Below are 17733 nucleotides of genomic sequence, written 5' to 3' on the forward strand. Positions count from 1 at the left end.
ATGATGGCAGAGAGGTCACACCCGTTCCCATACCGAACACGGAAGTTAAGCTCTCTAGCGCCGATGGTAGTTGGGACCTTGTCCCTGTGAGAGTAGGACGTCGCCAAGCAACTAAACACGAGTCAAATGACTCGTGTTTTTTCGTGTTTTCTTTTATAATCCATAGTAATAAAAAATGTATTTAAATAATAATTATTTTGATTAAATACAGGGGAATGTGGCTAGGATAGTAAATAAGCAAAAGAGTTGCAAATTTTATTAATACGTATATAATTAAAGTCAAAGATAGTCAAAGTCAATAAAGGTGGCGGATAAATGAGAAATATATCTGATATCATTGAGCAATATCTAAAGCAAGTTATTGACTTAAGTAATAATAATGTGATTGAAATCAAGAGAAATGAGATTGCGGATCGATTCGAGTGCGTACCATCTCAAATCAATTATGTAATCAATACCCGTTTTACGTTAGAAAGAGGATTTGTAGTAGAAAGTAAACGTGGTGGAGGAGGTTACATTCGCATTATAAAAGTCAAACTGCATGACGATATAGACATTATTGATCAAATGCTTCATATGATTGATCATAGCGTTGCGCAAGGAAATGCAGAGAGTATGATTATACGTTTAATAGAAGAGGGAATCATAACGAATCGTGAAGCTAAACTTATGTTAAGCGTACTAGATCGTTCTGTATTATCAATGGATGTTCCTTCTCGAGATGAACTTAGGGCTCGAATATTATGCGCAATGTTAAGAACACTGAAATATAAATAAATACAGCTTTTGTAAAAGAATAATAACTAAAAGATAAGGCAGTTAAATATTGTAGAAGTTTTGAAAAAAGAACACGCACTTTTGTAAACGAATAAAGGAAAGTGAACAGTCTAGTAATGTATGAAAAGTACTATGAGATAGATCGTTCCTGTTGTAAAGGTGGGGATAGTGATGACTTGTCAAAACTGTAATATAAGACCAGCAACTTTACATTATACAAAAGTAATTAACGAAAAGAAGGCGGAAGTTCATCTTTGTGAGCAATGTGCAGAACAAAGTGGCTATACGTCTTTCTTTCAATCATCGCAGTCTAACTTTTCATTCCATGATTTATTTGCTGGGTTATTACACGGTGAATCAACAATGTTTGAAGAAGAAAAAAGCGGATTTTCGAACACAAATATATTAAGATGTCCAAATTGTAAAATGACATATGAGCAACTTACAAAGGTAGGACGCTTTGGATGTGCTTCTTGTTACGATACATTTAAGGAACATTTAAAGCCGTTATTAAAACGTCTTCACGGCGGGCATACAGATCATTGTGGAAAAATTCCGAAGCGTATAGAAGGAAATATTCACTTAAAGAAAGAATTAGATGAACTAAAACTCATTCTGAAACAATACGTACAGAAAGAGGAATTTGAGAAAGCTGCTGAAGTAAGGGATAAAATTAGAAATCTTGAAACTCAGCTTAGTGAGCATAGAGAGGGGGAATAGTTCTATGTCACTGGACAAAATTATGAATGAAGCGATTAGTCCATGGATGAAGGGAGATGGCCCTGATTCTGATATTGTTTTAAGTAGTCGAATTCGTTTGGCTCGTAATTTTAAAAAATATCAATTCTCTACTATGCAAAACGAAGAAGAAGCTAAACAGATTCAAGAATTATTTAAAAAGGAATTTATAAATAAAACAGTAGAACCTTTTGGAGAGTTTGAACTATTAAAAATGAATGAATTAACGCCTCTTCAAAGGAGAGTATTAGTTGAAAAGCATTTAATTAGTCCCAACCTTGCAGGAACAGAATATGGAGCGTGTTTATTGTCAGAAAACGAACATATTAGTGTTATGCTGAATGAAGAAGACCATATTCGGATTCAGTGCTTATTTTCAGGATTGCAGTTATCAGAGGCCCTTCAAAGTGCCAATCAAATAGATAATTGGATTGAGAAAGAGGTTGAATATGCTTTTGATGAATCACTTGGATATATTACGAGCTGCCCTACTAACGTTGGTACAGGACTTAGGGCTTCCGTAATGATCCATTTACCAGGGCTCGTTTTAACGAAAAGAATTAGCCGTATTATACAAGTAATTCAAAAATTAGGGTTAGTAGTAAGAGGAATATACGGTGAAGGTAGCGAAGCGTTAGGTAATATATTTCAAGTGTCAAACCAAATGACGCTAGGAAAATCTGAAGAAGATATTATTGCAGATTTAAAGAGTGTCATTCAACAAATCATACAGCAAGAAAAAATGGCTAGAGAATTAATTGTACAAAATTCAAGTATTGAGCTTGAAGATAAAGTTTATCGCTCTTATGGCATACTAGCCAACAGTCGTTTAATTCAATCTGCGGAAGCAGCCAATTGCTTATCAGATTTACGACTTGGTATTGATTTAGGATATATAAAAGGTATATCGAGAAATATTTTGACTGAGCTAATGGTTCTTACACAACCAGGCATTTTACAACAATATGCAGGAGGACCTTTAGGGCCAGAAGAAAGAGATTATCGAAGAGCAACCTTAATCCGTGAGCGATTACGTATTGAAAAAAACTAAGCGCAAGTAGGAGGCGATTTCTATGATGTTTGGAAGATTTACAGAAAGAGCACAGAAAGTATTAGCTTTATCTCAAGAGGAAGCGATTCGTATTGGGCATAACAATATTGGAACAGAACATATTTTACTTGGGCTTGTACGCGAAGGTGAAGGAATTGCAGCAAAAGCGTTGATTGCTCTTGGATTAAGCCCGGAGAAAGTTCAAAAAGAAGTAGAAGCGTTAATCGGACGCGGAACAGAAGCTTCTCAAACTGTACATTATACACCGCGTGCTAAAAAGGTTATTGAGCTGTCTATGGATGAAGCTCGTAAATTAGGTCATTCTTACGTTGGAACAGAACATATTTTACTTGGTTTAATCCGCGAGGGTGAAGGGGTAGCAGCACGTGTTTTAAATAACTTAGGTGTTAGCTTAAATAAGGCAAGACAACAAGTATTGCAACTTCTTGGAAGTAATGAAGCAAGTTCAGGTCATCAAGGTGGTTCTTCAACAAATGCAAATACACCAACACTTGATAGCTTAGCACGTGATTTAACAGTTGTTGCACGTGAAAATCGTTTAGACCCTGTTATTGGACGTGGTAAAGAAATTCAACGTGTAATTGAAGTTTTAAGCCGTAGAACAAAAAACAATCCTGTATTAATTGGGGAGCCTGGTGTAGGTAAAACGGCAATTGCAGAAGGATTAGCACAACAAATCGTAAATAATGAAGTTCCTGAAACTTTAAGAGATAAGCGTGTTATGACACTAGATATGGGTACAGTGGTAGCCGGAACGAAATACCGTGGTGAATTTGAAGACCGTTTGAAGAAAGTAATGGATGAAATCCGCCAAGCAGGAAATATCATTCTATTTATTGATGAACTTCATACATTAATTGGTGCAGGTGGCGCAGAAGGTGCTATTGACGCATCGAATATTTTAAAACCATCTTTAGCTCGTGGAGAGTTACAATGTATTGGAGCGACAACGTTAGATGAATATCGCAAATATATTGAAAAAGACGCAGCTTTAGAGAGACGTTTCCAACCAATTCACGTTGATGAGCCAAGTTTAGATGAATCAACTCAAATTTTGAAAGGTTTACGCGATCGTTATGAGGCACATCACCGCGTATCTATTACAGATGATGCAATTGATGCAGCTGTAAAGCTTTCAGATCGTTATATTACAGATCGTTTCTTACCAGATAAAGCAATTGATTTAATTGATGAAGCTGCTTCAAAGGTTCGCTTACGCTCTTATACAACACCACCAAATCTAAAAGAGCTTGAAGTGAAGCTTGAGGAAATTAGAAAAGAAAAAGATGCAGCTGTACAAAGTCAAGAGTTTGAAAAAGCTGCTTCCTTACGTGATATGGAACAACGTTTACGTGAGAAGTTAGAAGATACGAAGCGTCAATGGAAAGAGCAACAAGGAAAAGAAAACTCAGAAGTGACAGTAGAAGATATTGCAAATGTTGTTTCTACGTGGACTCGTATCCCGGTTTCTAAGCTTGCACAAACAGAGACTGATAAATTATTAAACTTAGAATCGATTCTTCACGATCGTGTTATTGGTCAAGATGAAGCGGTAGTAGCTGTAGCGAAAGCTGTTCGTCGTGCTAGAGCAGGTTTGAAAGATCCGAAACGTCCGATTGGTTCATTTATTTTCTTAGGACCAACAGGTGTAGGTAAAACGGAGCTAGCAAGAGCGTTGGCAGAATCTATGTTCGGTGATGAGGATGCAATGATTCGCATCGATATGTCTGAGTACATGGAGAAGCATTCTACTTCTCGTTTAGTTGGATCTCCTCCAGGATATGTTGGGTATGAAGAAGGTGGACAATTAACAGAAAAGGTTCGCCGTAAGCCATATTCAGTTGTCTTATTAGATGAAGTAGAGAAAGCTCATCCTGATGTGTTTAACATTTTACTACAAGTATTAGAAGATGGTCGCTTAACAGATTCTAAAGGGCGTACAGTTGATTTCCGTAATACAATTGTTATTATGACATCTAACGTTGGTGCAGAAGCGTTAAAACGTAATAAACATCTTGGATTTAACGTACAAGATGAGAGCCGCGATTATTCAGATATGAAAGGTAAAGTAATGGATGAACTGAAAAAGGCATTCCGTCCAGAATTCTTAAACCGTATTGATGAAATTATCGTGTTCCATATGCTTGAGAAAAAACATATTCAAGAGATTGTAACACTTATGGTAAATCAGTTAGTAAATCGCTTAAAAGAGCAAGAAATTGAATTGCATTTAACAGAAGGAGCGATTTCGGCTATTGCTGATAAAGGGTTTGACCGAGAGTACGGTGCTCGTCCGCTTCGTAGAGCAATTCAGAAACATGTAGAAGATAGACTATCGGAAGAACTTTTAAAAGGTGCTATTGAGAAAGGACAAAAAGTTATCTTTGATGTTGAAGGAGAATCATTTGTCATTCATAGTGCTGAAAAGGTAAAATAAGTATAGACAAACTAAGAGGGCTACGAGATAGCCCTCTTTCTTGTACGATAAGGATAAATTGTTTATAGATGAAAGTGAAGTGAGATATAAAACGATATGGCTAAAAAGAAAACAAAATTCACATGTCAAGAGTGTGGGTATCAGTCACCAAAATATATGGGGAAATGCCCTGGATGTGGTCAATGGAATACGCTTGTTGAAGAGATGGAACCGGTTGTATCATCAAGGCGCCTTAATTATGCGAATGCAATTCAAACAGAAGTAACAAAACCAAGACGTCTAACAGAAGTGGAAACAAAGTCTGAGGCGCGTATTGAAACAAAATTTCAAGAATTTAACCGTGTACTTGGTGGCGGGATTGTAGATGGATCCTTAGTACTGATTGGTGGGGACCCCGGGATTGGAAAATCAACGTTACTATTACAAATATCATCACAATTAGCGGATTCTTCCTATGATGTCCTATATATATCGGGTGAAGAATCAGCAAAACAGATTAAACTGCGTGCGGATCGTTTACATGTAAATGGTAGTAATCTATTTGTTGTATCAGAGACGGACTTACAGCGAATTGCAACACATATTGAAGAGGTGAACCCAGCCTTTGTTGTTATTGATTCTATTCAAACAATACATCTACCTGAAGTAACATCAGCACCGGGAAGTGTGGCACAAGTTCGTGAATGTACAGCAGAATTAATGAAACTTGCAAAAACGAAAGGAATCCCTATTTTTATCGTTGGACATGTGACAAAAGAGGGAGCGATTGCAGGACCTCGTATGTTAGAACATATGGTCGATGCAGTTCTTTACTTTGAAGGAGACCGTCATCATACATACCGCATTTTGCGAGCAGTAAAGAATCGTTTTGGTTCTACGAATGAAATGGGTATTTTTGAAATGAAAGAGCTTGGCCTTGCAGAAGTATTAAACCCTTCTGAAATTTTTCTTGAGGAAAGACCAGTTGGGGTTGCAGGATCAACAGTGGTTGCCTCAATGGAAGGAACAAGACCAGTTTTAGTAGAAATACAAGCATTAATTTCCCCTACTAGTTTTGGAAACCCTCGAAGAATGGCAACGGGAATTGATCATAACCGTGTATCGCTTATTATGGCAGTGCTAGAAAAAAGAACAGGCTTATTATTGCAAAATCAGGATGCATATTTAAAAGTAGCAGGTGGTTTGAAGTTAGATGAACCAGCAATTGATTTAGCTGTCGCTTTAAGTATAGCTTCAAGTTTTAGAGATAAATCTACGGCACCAACCGATGCAGTAATAGGAGAAGTAGGATTAACTGGAGAAATAAGAAGAGTATCAAGAATTGAACAACGTGTACAAGAAGCAGCTAAATTAGGATTTCAACGCGCTATTATTCCTAGAAAAAATTTGGGAGGATGGACAATTCCAGATGGGATTGAGGTAGTTGGTGTATCTAATTTAGGAGAAGCACTTCGTTTGACATTAGGAGGCTAGGCTATGGAAGAAAACAAGCAACGTGTCAAAAGTATGATTAATATTTTACAACTTGTGGCCCCGGGAACACCACTGCGCGAAGGGATAGATAATGTACTTCGCGCACAAACAGGGGGATTAATTGTTCTTGGATATAATGAACAGATTAAAAGTATTGTTGATGGAGGTTTTCATATTAATTGTGCATTCTCTCCAGCTAGTTTATATGAATTAGCAAAAATGGATGGGGCACTTATTTTAAATGAAACGGGAAGTAAAATTTTGATTTCGAACGCACAGTTAGTTCCAGAGTCATCTATTGACTCTATTGAGACAGGTATGCGCCACCGAACGGCGGAGCGTGTAGCAAAGCAGACAGGCAGCCTTGTTGTGGCTATTTCACAAAGACGTAACGTAATTACGCTATATCAAGGGAATTTACGTTATACACTAAAAGATATAGGCGTTATTTTAACAAAGGCGAATCAAGCTATCCAAACGTTAGAAAAATATAAGGCTGTATGGAATGATGGGATTACGAATTTGGGCATTCTAGAATTTGAAGAGGTTGTTACAATGTCCGAGGTAGTCCATGTTTTACATAGTGTTGAAATGGTACTACGTATTAAAAATGAAATATTGAGCTATATTCATGAATTGGGAACAGAAGGTAGGTTAATTCGTTTACAACTTACGGAACTATTAGCCGACTTAGAAGCAGAGGCAGCGCTATTAATTAAAGATTACTATCAAGAAAAAACACAAGACCATCATCAAATTTTGAAAAAGTTACAAGAACTTGCGAATACACAACTTCTAGAGGACAGTGATTTAGTTAAATTGCTTGGATACCCAGGACAAACGAGTTTAGAAGAAAGTGTGACGCCGAGAGGATACCGAATCACAAGCAAAATTTCGCGTGTTCCACCACTTATCATTGAAAATTTAATTAATCGATTTAAAACTTTGCAAGGTGTTTGTCGTGCAACTATTAATGAATTAGATGATGTGGAAGGAATTGGAGAAGTCAGGGCGAAGAAAATACGAGAAGGTCTAAAAAGAATTCAAGAGCATCTCTATATGAGTAGACACAATTAAGAATATTACATTGATTCTATAATATAACGACACTAGAACATTTTTGGTATATGATATGATATATTGGTAAATAAAACTATTTATAAAAAAACACGTCCGCTTTTGCATTCGGCGTTTTGATTAGCGAAACAATGGTTAATAATGAGTAGGAGGTGGTTGGATGTTAAAACGGATTGTACAGCTCTTCTTTTTAGTAATCGGGGGGGCGTTAGGGATTTACTTAATCCCAAAAGTTATTAATGTATTAGACATCGGTGCTGTTCCATTATTGGAAGGATCGTATGTTCGTGCAATTATTGGTGCAATTATTTTATTTTTAACAACATTTTGGCTTGTAGATTATATTGTTCAACTTATTAAGCATATTGAAGAGGCTCTTGTAAAAGCGCCTGTAGCAGATGTTTTGTTTGGTACATTAGGTTTAATCTCTGGGCTTATTGTTGCGTATTTAATTTTAATACCAATTCGTGAATTTACAATTCCAGTTATTAGTACAGTGTTGCAAGTGTTCTTTACTCTTTTACTAGGATATTTAGGATTCCAAGTAGGGTTTAAAAAGAGGAATGAATTGCTAGGATTATTTACATTACCACAACGTGGGAAGAAGAAAAATAATAATAGTGAGAATGAAGAACCAGAAAATGAGGTAGAAGAATCTTTAGCGCATTGGAAAATTCTCGATACAAGTGTAATTATCGATGGACGTATTGCTGATATTTGCCAAACAAAGTTTTTAGAAGGAACAATTGTCATTCCACAATTCGTGTTAGAAGAACTTCAGCACATTGCCGATTCTTCTGATGCTTTAAAACGTAATCGTGGCCGTAGAGGATTAGATATTTTAAATCGTATTCAAAAAGAGATGCCGATTCCGGTAGAAATTTATGAAGGTGATTTCGACGATATTCAAGAAGTGGATAGCAAACTTGTAAAGTTAGCGAAAATCACTGGTGGAACGGTAGTAACGAATGACTTCAACTTAAACAAAGTCTCTGAATTACAAGGGGTAACGGTGTTAAACATTAACGATTTAGCTAATGCAATTAAACCTGTTGTACTCCCAGGTGAAGAACTAAGTGTTTATGTTGTAAAAGATGGAAAAGAACAAAATCAAGGTGTAGCATATTTAGATGACGGCACGATGATTGTAGTAGAAGATGGTAGAGAATATGTAGGCTCACAACTCGATGTACTCGTTACGAGTGTGTTACAAACGTCGGCTGGGCGCATGATTTTTGCCAAACGTAAATTATTAGAAAAAGCATTATAAGTAGAGGATTATTAATATGTATACATTAATTATTCCAGCAGCTGGTCAAGGAAAGCGGATGGGTGCTGGCAAAAATAAGTTGTTCTTACTTATTAATGAAGTACCGATTATTGTGCATACGTTACGTGCTTTCGAACAGGATAAAGCATGTAAAAATATTATTATGGCAATTAACGAAGAAGAGCGTCCGTATTTTGAAGAGTTAATGCAGAAGTATCCGGTTGCAAAGCCAGTACAATTTATTCAAGGTGGAGCTGAAAGACAAGATAGTGTATATAATGCGATTCAGCATACGAGTGATGTTGAGTATGTTCTTGTACATGACGGTGCGCGCCCATTCGTAACGAATAAAGTGATCCAAGATGTATTAACTGCAGCAGAAAAATATGGAGCTTCCATTTGTGCGGTGCCAGTGAAAGATACTGTTAAGAAAGTAGAGCAGGGTGTTGTTGTAGAAACAGTAGAAAGATCTCAGCTGACAGCTGTACAAACACCGCAAGGGTTCTCTGTTTCTCTTTTGTTAGAAGCTCATAGAAGTGCGAAGCAGAGTTGTTTCCTTGGTACAGATGATGCAAGTCTCGTAGAACGTATTGGGAAGCAAGTAGGTGTAGTAGAGGGGAGTTACTATAATATTAAAGTGACGACTCCAGAGGATTTACTAATTGCTGAAAGTTTTCTTCACGTTCAAAAGAAATGATAGCAATGATTATAGCGAAGAGAAGCTCGGCAAAGGCCGGGCTTTTCTTTATAAGGATAGCGATATAATATAGAGTCATAAAGCTCAGTAGTTTAGCTCGAGGAGGATGTAAAAAATGTTTCGAATTGGACAAGGTTTTGATGTGCATGAATTCGCGGAAGGTAGACCGTTAATTATTGGCGGAATTACAATTCCACATGAGAAAGGATTAATCGGTCACTCTGATGCAGATGTATTGTTACATACAATCGCGGATGCGTGTTTAGGTGCAATTGCAGCAGGAGATATTGGGAAGCATTTTCCTGATACAGACCCTGCCTTTAAAGATGCTGATTCAGCTGTATTATTGCAAAAGGTTTGGGGATTTGTGCGTGAACAAGGTTATGAATTAGGGAATTTAGATTGTACAATTATTGCTCAAAAGCCAAAAATGGCACCACATATTGAAAGTATGCGTAAACGCATTAGTGAACTATTAGAAACGTCTATTGATAATATCAATGTAAAGGCAACAACAACAGAAAAACTAGGATTTACAGGTAGAGAAGAAGGAATTGCTTCTCAAGCAGTTGTTTTATTACAGAAAAAATAATGGTTTTTAATTCGTAAGATGGATAATCACATTTTTTTGGTGTACAATTATAGAATGTGTTGACATTAAGAATGGAAGGTGTACCAATTATGGAAAAGCAAGTGAGAGTGCGCTATGCGCCAAGTCCAACAGGACACTTACATATCGGAAATGCGCGTACGGCATTATTTAATTATTTATTTGCTCGTCATCAAGATGGTAAGTTTATTATTCGTATTGAAGATACTGATGTAAAACGTAATGTTGCTGGTGGAGAAGAAAGCCAATTAAAATACTTAAAATGGCTCGGTATGGACTGGGATGAAGGTGTTGATGTTGGTGGTGAATTTGGACCATATCGTCAAACAGAGCGTTTAGATATTTATAAAAAGTTATATGAAGATTTATTAGAGCGTGGTTTAGCTTACAAATGTTATATGACAGAAGAAGAGCTAGAAGCAGAACGCGAAGGGCAAATTGCTCGTGGTGAAACACCTCGTTACGCAGGTAACCACCGTGATTTAACTGAAGCGCAAGTGAAAGAATTTGAAGCTGAGGGACGTATTCCAAGTATTCGTTTCCGCGTACCAGCTGACCGTGATTACACATTTAAAGATATTGTAAAAGATGAAGTTGCATTCCATTCAAATGATTTCGGTGATTTCGTTATCGTGAAAAAAGATGGGATTCCAACTTATAACTTTGCAGTAGCAGTAGATGATCACTTAATGGAAATTACACACGTACTTCGTGGTGATGACCATATTTCAAACACGCCAAAACAAATGATGATTTATGAAGCTTTCGGTTGGGATATTCCGCAATTCGGTCATATGACTTTAATTGTAAATGAAAGCCGTAAAAAATTAAGTAAGCGTGATGAATCTATTATTCAATTTATTGAGCAATATAAAGAGCTTGGATATCTTCCAGAAGCAATCTTTAACTTTATTGCACTACTAGGTTGGTCGCCAGTAGGGGAAGAAGAAATCTTCTCTCAAGAAGAGTTTATCAAAATGTTTGATGCAGCTCGTTTATCAAAATCACCTGCATTATTTGATTCTCAAAAACTAAAATGGATGAACAACCAATATATGAAAAAGCAAGATTTAGATACGGTGGTAGAATTAAGCTTACCGCATTTAGTGAAGGCTGGACGTATAGGTGAAACTTTAAGTGAACAAGAACAAGCTTGGATTCGTGATGTAATTGCGTTATATCATGAACAAATGAGCTTTGGAGCTGAAATTGTAGAGCTTTCTGAAATGTTCTTCAAAGATCACGTTGATTATGAAGAAGAAGGACAAGAAGTATTAAAAGGTGAACAAGTACCAGAAGTACTTCGTGCATTTGCTGGTCAAGTAGAAGCACTAGAAGCTATGGAACCGGCAGCAATTAAGGCGGCTATTAAAGCAGTTCAAAAGGAAACAGGTCATAAAGGTAAAAACTTATTTATGCCAATCCGTGTTGCAACTACTGGTCAAACACATGGCCCAGAGCTTCCTAATGCTATTGCACTTCTTGGAAAAGAAAAAGTTTTAAATCGTCTTCAAAAAGTAATTGGTTAACATTTTCTAGGTTTAGAAATATAATAAGTATACTTAAAACCTAATAAGGAAAAGCGACGAGAAGGAGAAGTAGAAAATCAGGCTTTTTACAGAGAGAACCACCTTTAGGCTGGAAGTGGTTTATAAGCGGATTTTTGAAATGCCCCTTCGAGTCTTCTGCTGAACAGCAAATTGCTTTGCAAAACGTCTTAGGGCGTAAAGTAAGCAGAAGCGGTGTACACCGTTATCAGAGATGAGTTTGAGGCTTTTTTAGCCTAAACAGAGTGGAACCGCGCTTATAAGGCGTCTCTGTCAATATGACAGAGGCGTCTTTTTTTATACCGTAAAATTGGTATGAGTATAAGTCTTATCCACGTGTATAAAGATTTAGGGGGATAAGTAGGGAGTTAGTTCACTCGAAAAAGCAGCCCATAAAGGGGAGGGAACGTCGATGTTTAAGAGGCTTCGGGAAGATATTGAAGTCGTTTTTGAACAGGATCCAGCGGCAAGAAGTTATTTCGAAGTCATTTTGACTTACTCTGGATTACATGCAGTTTGGGCCCATCGAATTGCACATGCTTTTTATAAAAAGAATTTCTTCTTTATTGCACGTTGGATCTCACAAGTTAGTCGTTTCTTTACTGGCATTGAGATTCATCCAGGAGCAACAATTGGTCGTCGTTTTTTCATTGACCATGGAATGGGGGTTGTAATTGGAGAAACGTGCGAAATTGGTGATAATGTAACGATCTACCAAGGAGTTACATTAGGTGGTACAGGTAAAGAAAAGGGAAAGAGGCACCCTACAATTCAAGATAATGTATTAATTGCAACGGGTGCTAAAGTACTAGGTTCTATTACAGTTGGAGAGAATTCTAAAATTGGAGCAGGTTCTGTCGTATTAAAAGAAGTCCCTGCACATTCTACAGTTGTAGGTATACCTGGCCGAGTCGTTATTCAAAATGGCGTAAAGATTGGTCAAGAATTGAATCATTCCGACCTTCCAGACCCAATTTTTGATAAATTAAAGGTCATGGAAGTAGAACTTGATAAATTGAAAAAACAACTTGAAGTAAAGGTAGAAAGGAAGGATAAAAATGACTATTCACATTTATAATACGTTAACACGTCAAAAGGAAGAGTTTATTCCATTAGAAGAAAATAAGGTAAAGATGTATGTATGCGGACCTACAGTTTATAACTATATTCACATCGGGAACGCAAGACCACCTATGGTATTTGATACAGTGCGCCGTTATTTAGAATATAAAGGATACGATGTGCAGTATGTATCTAACTTTACTGACGTAGATGATAAATTAATTAAAGCGGCAAATGAGTTAGGCGAAGATGTGCCGACAATTGCGGACCGTTTCGTGGAAGCGTATTTTGAAGATGTAACGGCACTAGGTTGCAAACATGCAACAGTTCATCCGCGTGTAACAGAAAATATGGATATTATTATTGAATTTATTCAAGAACTTGTGAATAAAGGATATGCATATGAATCAGAAGGGGATGTGTACTTTAGAACGAAGGAATTCGAAGGGTACGGTAAGTTATCGCATCAACCGATCGCGGACTTACGTCACGGTGCGCGTATTGAAGTAGGAGAAAAGAAACAAGACCCTCTTGATTTTGCACTATGGAAAGCTGCGAAAGAAGGAGAAATCTTCTGGGAGAGCCCTTGGGGTCAAGGTCGTCCAGGCTGGCATATCGAATGCTCGGCAATGGCGCGTAAATACTTAGGGGATACAATTGATATTCACGCCGGTGGTCAAGACTTGGCATTTCCTCATCATGAGAATGAAATCGCACAGTCTGAGGCGCTAACAGGAAAAACATTTGCACGTTATTGGATGCACAATGGATATATTAATATTAATAATGAAAAAATGTCTAAGTCACTTGGGAACTTCATTTTAGTTCACGATATCATTAAGCAATATGATCCGCAGTTAATTAGATTCTTTATGCTATCAGTACATTATCGTCACCCAATTAATTTCAGTGAAGAGTTATTACGAAGCACAAATAACGGACTGGAAAGAATTAAAACAGCTTACGGTAATTTGAAACACCGTATGGAAAGTAGTACGGATTTAACAGATCATAATGAGAAATGGTTAGCTGATCTGGAAAAATTCCAAACTGCATTTGAAGAAGCGATGAATGATGATTTCAATACTGCTAATGCAATCACTGAGTTATATAATGTAGCAAATCATGCAAATCAATATTTACTGGAAGAACATACGTCTACAGTGGTAATTGAAGCATACGTAAAACAACTTGAAACATTATTTGATATTTTAGGGTTAGAATTAGCACAAGAAGAGTTACTAGATGAAGAAATTGAGGCGCTTATTCAAAAACGTATTGAAGCTCGTAAAAATCGTGATTTTGCATTATCAGATCAAATTCGCGATGATTTAAAAGACCGCAACATTATTTTAGAAGATACCGCTCAAGGTACAAGATGGAAAAGAGGATAAGAATGATTGATGCAAAGCAATTAAACAGCTTAGCGTTAGCATATATGGGTGATGCGGTATATGAACAATATATCCGCTATCACCTACTTCAAAAAGGAAAGGTTCGTCCTAATCAGTTGCATCGATTAGGGACAAGCTTTGTTTCGGCAAAAGCACAGGCGAAAGTTGTTTATCATTTATTAGAGACAGCATTTTTAACTGAGGAAGAAGAGGCAGTACTGAGAAGAGGGCGTAATGCAAATTCAGGTACTGTTCCGAAAAATACGGATGTACAAACATACCGACATAGTACAGCCTTTGAAGCGCTGATTGGCTATCATCACTTATTAAATAATCGTGAAAGATTAGACGAAATTGTATATAAGGCAATTGCTGTTTTAGAAGAAAAGGAAGGGGGCACATCATCATGAGTAGTGAATATATTATTGGACGTAACCCTGTAATTGAAGCGTTACGATCAGGGAGAGATATTAATAAAATTTGGATCGCAGAAGGTGCTGCCAAAGGACAAGTACAAATTGTACTAGCGCTAGCGAAAGAAAATAAGATTATTTTACAACATGCACCAAAAAAGAAATTAGATCAATTAGTTGAGGGGAACCATCAAGGTGTAATTGCTCAAGTGGCCGCATATCAATATGCTGAGCTAGAAGATCTATTCAAAGTAGCAGAGAAGCGCAATGAAGATCCGTTCTTCTTAATTTTAGATGAAATTGAAGACCCGCATAACCTCGGTTCTATTATGCGTACTGCGGATGCAACAGGAGCTCATGGAATTATTATTCCGAAAAGAAGAGCTGTGGGACTTACAGCTTCAGTTGCGAAAGCATCTACCGGGGCAATTGAATATATTCCTGTTGCACGTGTAACGAATTTATCTCGTACAATCGATGAATTAAAAGAACGTGGACTTTGGATTGCTGGTACAGATGCAAAAGGGAAAACGGATTATCGTAATTTAGATGGTAAAATGCCAATTGGATTAGTAATTGGAAGTGAAGGAAAAGGTATGAGCCGTATTATTGGTGAAAAATGTGATTTCTTAATTACTTTACCGATGGTTGGTAAAGTTACATCCTTAAATGCTTCAGTGGCCGCAAGTTTGTTAATGTATGAGGTATATCGTAAACGTAACGAAATTGGTAAATAAAAAATGAACGATATTTTAATCGTTGACGGTTACAACATTATTGGAGCTTGGGGAGACTTGAAAAAACTACGGGATGTAGATTTGCAATCATCAAGAGATGCACTGATTGATAAGATGGCGGATTACCAAGGTTACACAGGTACAAAGGTAATGATCGTTTTTGATGCTTATACAGTCCACGGTATTGAAAAAAAGATGAAACAATCGCGTGTGGAAGTTATATTCACGAGGAAGAATCAAACTGCAGATGAAAAGATAGAGCAACTTGCAATTGAGCTTAGAAATATAAATACGCAAATATATGTTGCGACTTCTGATTATACGGAACAATGGGTTATATTTGCTCAAGGTGCGCTCCGGAAATCTGCACGGGAATTAGAGCTGGAAGTACAAGCGATGGAGCAACAAGTAAGAAGGCGTACACAAGACACAAAAGAAAAGCAACCTGCTATGCGAAAGATATTTAGTAAGGATATTACAGAAAAGTTAGAAAAATTAAGAAGAGGAGAGCGTTGAAGCATTGACGCTCTTTGTCTTTTTACTGTATAATATTGCTAAATAAATAGCGGTCGGAGGGATCAAGGTGGAAGCAGGCTTCGTAAGTGTAGGCGACGTTACATTTCGTGATTTAGAAGATGAGGCAATCGTTGAGTTAGTTCGAAAAGGTAATACTGACGCTCTAGAATATTTGATTCACAAATATAAGAACTTTGTTCGCGCGAAATCGAGATCTTATTTCTTAGTGGGTGCCGATCGAGAAGATATTGTTCAAGAAGGTATGATTGGATTGTTTAAAGCGATTCGTGATTATAAAGAGGACAAGCTGTCTTCATTCAAAGCATTTGCTGAACTGTGTATCACTCGACAAATTATTACCGCTATTAAAACAGCAACCAGGCAAAAGCATATTCCGTTAAATTCGTATGTGTCTTTAGATAAACCGATTTATGACGAGGAATCTGATCGGACATTATTAGATGTTATTTCGGAAGCGAAGGTAACTGATCCTGAAGAAATGATTATAAGTCAGGAAGAATATACCGACATAGAATCTAAAATATCTGAATTATTAAGCGATTTAGAAAGAAAAGTGCTTTCTTTATATCTAGACGGTCGTTCTTATCAAGAGATTTCGGAACAGTTAAATAGACATGTGAAATCTATTGATAACGCTTTACAGAGAGTGAAGCGGAAATTGGAACGATATATGGAAATGAGAGAGAGTACCACTTCAAATTAATAACAAGAGCTACAGGTGTAAAAAAATCACCTGTTTTCTTTTTGTAGAGAGTACAAAAGGCATGTCATTGACATTGTCTTTTATTGTATGATACATTTTTAGGGACATAATGTTACAAGGTTGGTGTAACTAATGAGGAAAAAAGTTGTACTCTCATGTGAAGAGTGTAAAAATCGAAACTACTCTACGATGAAAGATACGAGCTCAGTAGAGCGACTTGAAATAAAGAAATTTTGTAAAACATGCAATCAGCATACAGTTCACAAGGAAACAAAATAAATAATTGAAATAATACACTGGAGGTCCCGTAGATGCGTTTAACGAACTTTTTCGGCGATGTAGGTCGCGAAATGAAAAAAGTAAGTTGGCCTAAAAAAGATGAATTACTCCGTTCAACAGCGACTGTTATCGCTACAGTTGTCTTCTTTGCGATTTTCTTCGCAGTAGTTGATATGGGCATTTCTTCTTTAATTCGGTTAATTCTTGGTTAATTCTTGAATAAGAAGCACTTATCCATGATATAATGTTATTTATAAGAACTGTGTAAAAGCCCGGTGAACGGGTTTTTTCATTTGCGCAAAAAAATGTACGTCAGGGAGGGAAGGACGCTCGTCCTAAATGAATGGAAAAAAGTTGGTATGTTGTCCATACTTATTCTGGATATGAAAATAAAGTAAAAGCAAACCTAGAGAAACGTGTAGAATCAATGGGTATGCAAGATAAAATTTTCCGTGTTGTTGTCCCGGAAGAAGTAGAAGTAGAAATGAAAAACGGTAAAGAAAAATTAATGAAAAGAAAAGTGTTCCCAGGTTATGTATTAGTAGAATTAATCATGACTGATGACTCTTGGTATGTTGTACGTAACACGCCGGGTGTAACTGGGTTCGTTGGCTCTTCTGGTTCTGGATCTAAACCATCACCTCTATTAGAAGAGGAAGTTGTTACCATTATGAAACATATGGGAATGGACAACGAAGTGGTTGATTTCGACTTTGAACTTCATGAGACAGTACGTGTAAATGAGGGACCATTCGCAGATTATACAGGTGCTATCGAAGAAATTGATGTGGAGAAGAAGAAGGTTAGCGTACTTGTGGACATGTTTGGTCGCGAGACTCCAGTTGAACTTGACTTCCATCAAATTGAAAAATTATAAAATGAAACTTGAAATGAATTGTAAAAAGTGATA

General features: G+C 37.0%; 19 protein-coding genes, 1 rRNA gene and 1 other annotated feature. All 20 genes read left to right on the forward strand.

Translation table 11 applies throughout. From position 1 onward, the window contains the following. Positions 1-109 (forward strand): 5S ribosomal RNA (gene rrf, locus MR147_RS25345); the annotation flags it as partial. Between the two features lie 206 nt (positions 110-315). Then, on the forward strand, positions 316-777 hold the full coding sequence (gene ctsR, locus MR147_RS25350; RefSeq protein ID WP_001244563.1) for a transcriptional regulator CtsR: 462 nt from the start codon (positions 316-318) through the stop codon (positions 775-777). A gap of 171 nt (positions 778-948) precedes the next feature. Continuing rightward, the gene (locus tag MR147_RS25355) at positions 949-1497 is read left to right on the forward strand and encodes a protein-arginine kinase activator protein McsA (protein ID WP_074610571.1); all 549 of its coding nucleotides are present in this window, start codon (positions 949-951) and stop codon (positions 1495-1497) included. Between the two features lie 4 nt (positions 1498-1501). Beyond that, entirely contained in the window at positions 1502-2566 is a 1065-nt protein-coding gene (locus MR147_RS25360; RefSeq protein WP_000050825.1) for a protein-arginine kinase McsB, read from the forward strand. A 22-nt stretch (positions 2567-2588) separates the two neighbouring features. Next, complete coding sequence (clpC, locus tag MR147_RS25365; RefSeq protein WP_000971179.1) at positions 2589-5024, forward strand: ATP-dependent protease ATP-binding subunit ClpC; 2436 nt, start codon at positions 2589-2591, stop codon at positions 5022-5024. Positions 5025-5120: 96 nt separating this feature from the next. Then, positions 5121-6497, forward strand: a complete 1377-nt coding sequence (radA, locus tag MR147_RS25370; RefSeq protein ID WP_001085212.1) for a DNA repair protein RadA — start codon at positions 5121-5123, stop codon at positions 6495-6497. 3 nt (positions 6498-6500) lie between these two features. Beyond that, positions 6501-7574: a DNA integrity scanning diadenylate cyclase DisA gene (gene disA, locus MR147_RS25375; protein WP_000392171.1), complete on the forward strand. Its 1074-nt coding sequence runs from the start codon at positions 6501-6503 to the stop codon at positions 7572-7574. A 160-nt stretch (positions 7575-7734) separates the two neighbouring features. Then, on the forward strand, positions 7735-8844 hold the full coding sequence (locus tag MR147_RS25380; RefSeq protein ID WP_000919684.1) for a PIN/TRAM domain-containing protein: 1110 nt from the start codon (positions 7735-7737) through the stop codon (positions 8842-8844). A 16-nt stretch (positions 8845-8860) separates the two neighbouring features. Then, a complete protein-coding gene (gene ispD, locus MR147_RS25385; RefSeq protein WP_000288305.1) occupies positions 8861-9541 on the forward strand; it encodes a 2-C-methyl-D-erythritol 4-phosphate cytidylyltransferase in 681 nt (226 codons plus the stop codon). Positions 9542-9656: 115 nt separating this feature from the next. Further along, positions 9657-10133: a 2-C-methyl-D-erythritol 2,4-cyclodiphosphate synthase gene (ispF, locus tag MR147_RS25390; RefSeq protein WP_000488392.1), complete on the forward strand. Its 477-nt coding sequence runs from the start codon at positions 9657-9659 to the stop codon at positions 10131-10133. A gap of 89 nt (positions 10134-10222) precedes the next feature. Then, positions 10223-11680: a glutamate--tRNA ligase gene (gene gltX, locus MR147_RS25395; RefSeq protein WP_000415154.1), complete on the forward strand. Its 1458-nt coding sequence runs from the start codon at positions 10223-10225 to the stop codon at positions 11678-11680. A 47-nt stretch (positions 11681-11727) separates the two neighbouring features. Beyond that, positions 11728-11973: a binding site (T-box leader), on the forward strand. 137 nt (positions 11974-12110) lie between these two features. Next, on the forward strand, positions 12111-12776 hold the full coding sequence (cysE, locus tag MR147_RS25400; RefSeq protein WP_000476500.1) for a serine O-acetyltransferase: 666 nt from the start codon (positions 12111-12113) through the stop codon (positions 12774-12776). Beyond that, a complete protein-coding gene (gene cysS / locus MR147_RS25405; protein ID WP_074610575.1) occupies positions 12757-14154 on the forward strand; it encodes a cysteine--tRNA ligase in 1398 nt (465 codons plus the stop codon). The genes cysE and cysS overlap by 20 nt, the downstream gene beginning before the upstream one ends. A gap of 2 nt (positions 14155-14156) precedes the next feature. Next, on the forward strand, positions 14157-14564 hold the full coding sequence (locus MR147_RS25410) for a Mini-ribonuclease 3 (protein WP_000564261.1): 408 nt from the start codon (positions 14157-14159) through the stop codon (positions 14562-14564). Further along, positions 14561-15304, forward strand: a complete 744-nt coding sequence (rlmB, locus tag MR147_RS25415) for a 23S rRNA (guanosine(2251)-2'-O)-methyltransferase RlmB (protein ID WP_000093759.1) — start codon at positions 14561-14563, stop codon at positions 15302-15304. The genes MR147_RS25410 and rlmB overlap by 4 nt, the downstream gene beginning before the upstream one ends. 3 nt (positions 15305-15307) lie before the next feature. Next, entirely contained in the window at positions 15308-15820 is a 513-nt protein-coding gene (locus MR147_RS25420) for an NYN domain-containing protein (RefSeq protein WP_000997883.1), read from the forward strand. Between the two features lie 67 nt (positions 15821-15887). Then, a complete protein-coding gene (locus MR147_RS25425; protein WP_000387199.1) occupies positions 15888-16544 on the forward strand; it encodes an RNA polymerase factor sigma-70 in 657 nt (218 codons plus the stop codon). 132 nt (positions 16545-16676) lie between these two features. Continuing rightward, positions 16677-16823 carry a 50S ribosomal protein L33 gene (rpmG, locus tag MR147_RS25430; RefSeq protein WP_002070160.1) on the forward strand — a complete coding sequence of 49 codons (147 nt, stop codon included), beginning with the start codon at positions 16677-16679 and terminating at the stop codon, positions 16821-16823. 32 nt (positions 16824-16855) lie between these two features. Further along, positions 16856-17035: a preprotein translocase subunit SecE gene (gene secE / locus MR147_RS25435; RefSeq protein ID WP_001241321.1), complete on the forward strand. Its 180-nt coding sequence runs from the start codon at positions 16856-16858 to the stop codon at positions 17033-17035. Between the two features lie 131 nt (positions 17036-17166). Then, positions 17167-17700 (forward strand): transcription termination/antitermination protein NusG, encoded by a 534-nt coding sequence (nusG, locus tag MR147_RS25440; protein ID WP_000415794.1) that lies wholly within the window; start codon positions 17167-17169, stop codon positions 17698-17700. The last annotated feature ends 33 nt before the right edge of the window (positions 17701-17733 follow it).

It is taken from the genome of Bacillus cereus group sp. BfR-BA-01350, from assembly GCF_022663775.1.
GTDB lineage: Bacteria > Bacillota > Bacilli > Bacillales > Bacillaceae_G > Bacillus_A > Bacillus_A paranthracis.

Excerpts from the sequence above, each read along its gene's own strand:
- MR147_RS25355 (WP_074610571.1), top strand. The coding sequence starts at position 949 with ATGACTTGTCAAAACTGTAATATAAGACCAGCAACTTTACATTATACA.
- clpC (WP_000971179.1), top strand. The coding sequence starts at position 2,589 with ATGATGTTTGGAAGATTTACAGAAAGAGCACAGAAAGTATTAGCTTTA.
- secE (WP_001241321.1), top strand. The coding sequence starts at position 16,856 with ATGCGTTTAACGAACTTTTTCGGCGATGTAGGTCGCGAAATGAAAAAA.
- MR147_RS25360 (WP_000050825.1), top strand. The coding sequence starts at position 1,502 with ATGTCACTGGACAAAATTATGAATGAAGCGATTAGTCCATGGATGAAG.
- cysS (WP_074610575.1), top strand. The coding sequence starts at position 12,757 with ATGACTATTCACATTTATAATACGTTAACACGTCAAAAGGAAGAGTTT.
- MR147_RS25380 (WP_000919684.1), top strand. The coding sequence starts at position 7,735 with ATGTTAAAACGGATTGTACAGCTCTTCTTTTTAGTAATCGGGGGGGCG.
- cysE (WP_000476500.1), top strand. The coding sequence starts at position 12,111 with ATGTTTAAGAGGCTTCGGGAAGATATTGAAGTCGTTTTTGAACAGGAT.
- ctsR (WP_001244563.1), top strand. The coding sequence starts at position 316 with ATGAGAAATATATCTGATATCATTGAGCAATATCTAAAGCAAGTTATT.
- radA (WP_001085212.1), top strand. The coding sequence starts at position 5,121 with ATGGCTAAAAAGAAAACAAAATTCACATGTCAAGAGTGTGGGTATCAG.
- disA (WP_000392171.1), top strand. The coding sequence starts at position 6,501 with ATGGAAGAAAACAAGCAACGTGTCAAAAGTATGATTAATATTTTACAA.
- rlmB (WP_000093759.1), top strand. The coding sequence starts at position 14,561 with ATGAGTAGTGAATATATTATTGGACGTAACCCTGTAATTGAAGCGTTA.
- gltX (WP_000415154.1), top strand. The coding sequence starts at position 10,223 with ATGGAAAAGCAAGTGAGAGTGCGCTATGCGCCAAGTCCAACAGGACAC.
- rpmG (WP_002070160.1), top strand. The coding sequence starts at position 16,677 with ATGAGGAAAAAAGTTGTACTCTCATGTGAAGAGTGTAAAAATCGAAAC.
- ispF (WP_000488392.1), top strand. The coding sequence starts at position 9,657 with ATGTTTCGAATTGGACAAGGTTTTGATGTGCATGAATTCGCGGAAGGT.
- MR147_RS25420 (WP_000997883.1), top strand. The coding sequence starts at position 15,308 with ATGAACGATATTTTAATCGTTGACGGTTACAACATTATTGGAGCTTGG.
- ispD (WP_000288305.1), top strand. The coding sequence starts at position 8,861 with ATGTATACATTAATTATTCCAGCAGCTGGTCAAGGAAAGCGGATGGGT.
- MR147_RS25410 (WP_000564261.1), top strand. The coding sequence starts at position 14,157 with ATGATTGATGCAAAGCAATTAAACAGCTTAGCGTTAGCATATATGGGT.
- nusG (WP_000415794.1), top strand. The coding sequence starts at position 17,167 with ATGGAAAAAAGTTGGTATGTTGTCCATACTTATTCTGGATATGAAAAT.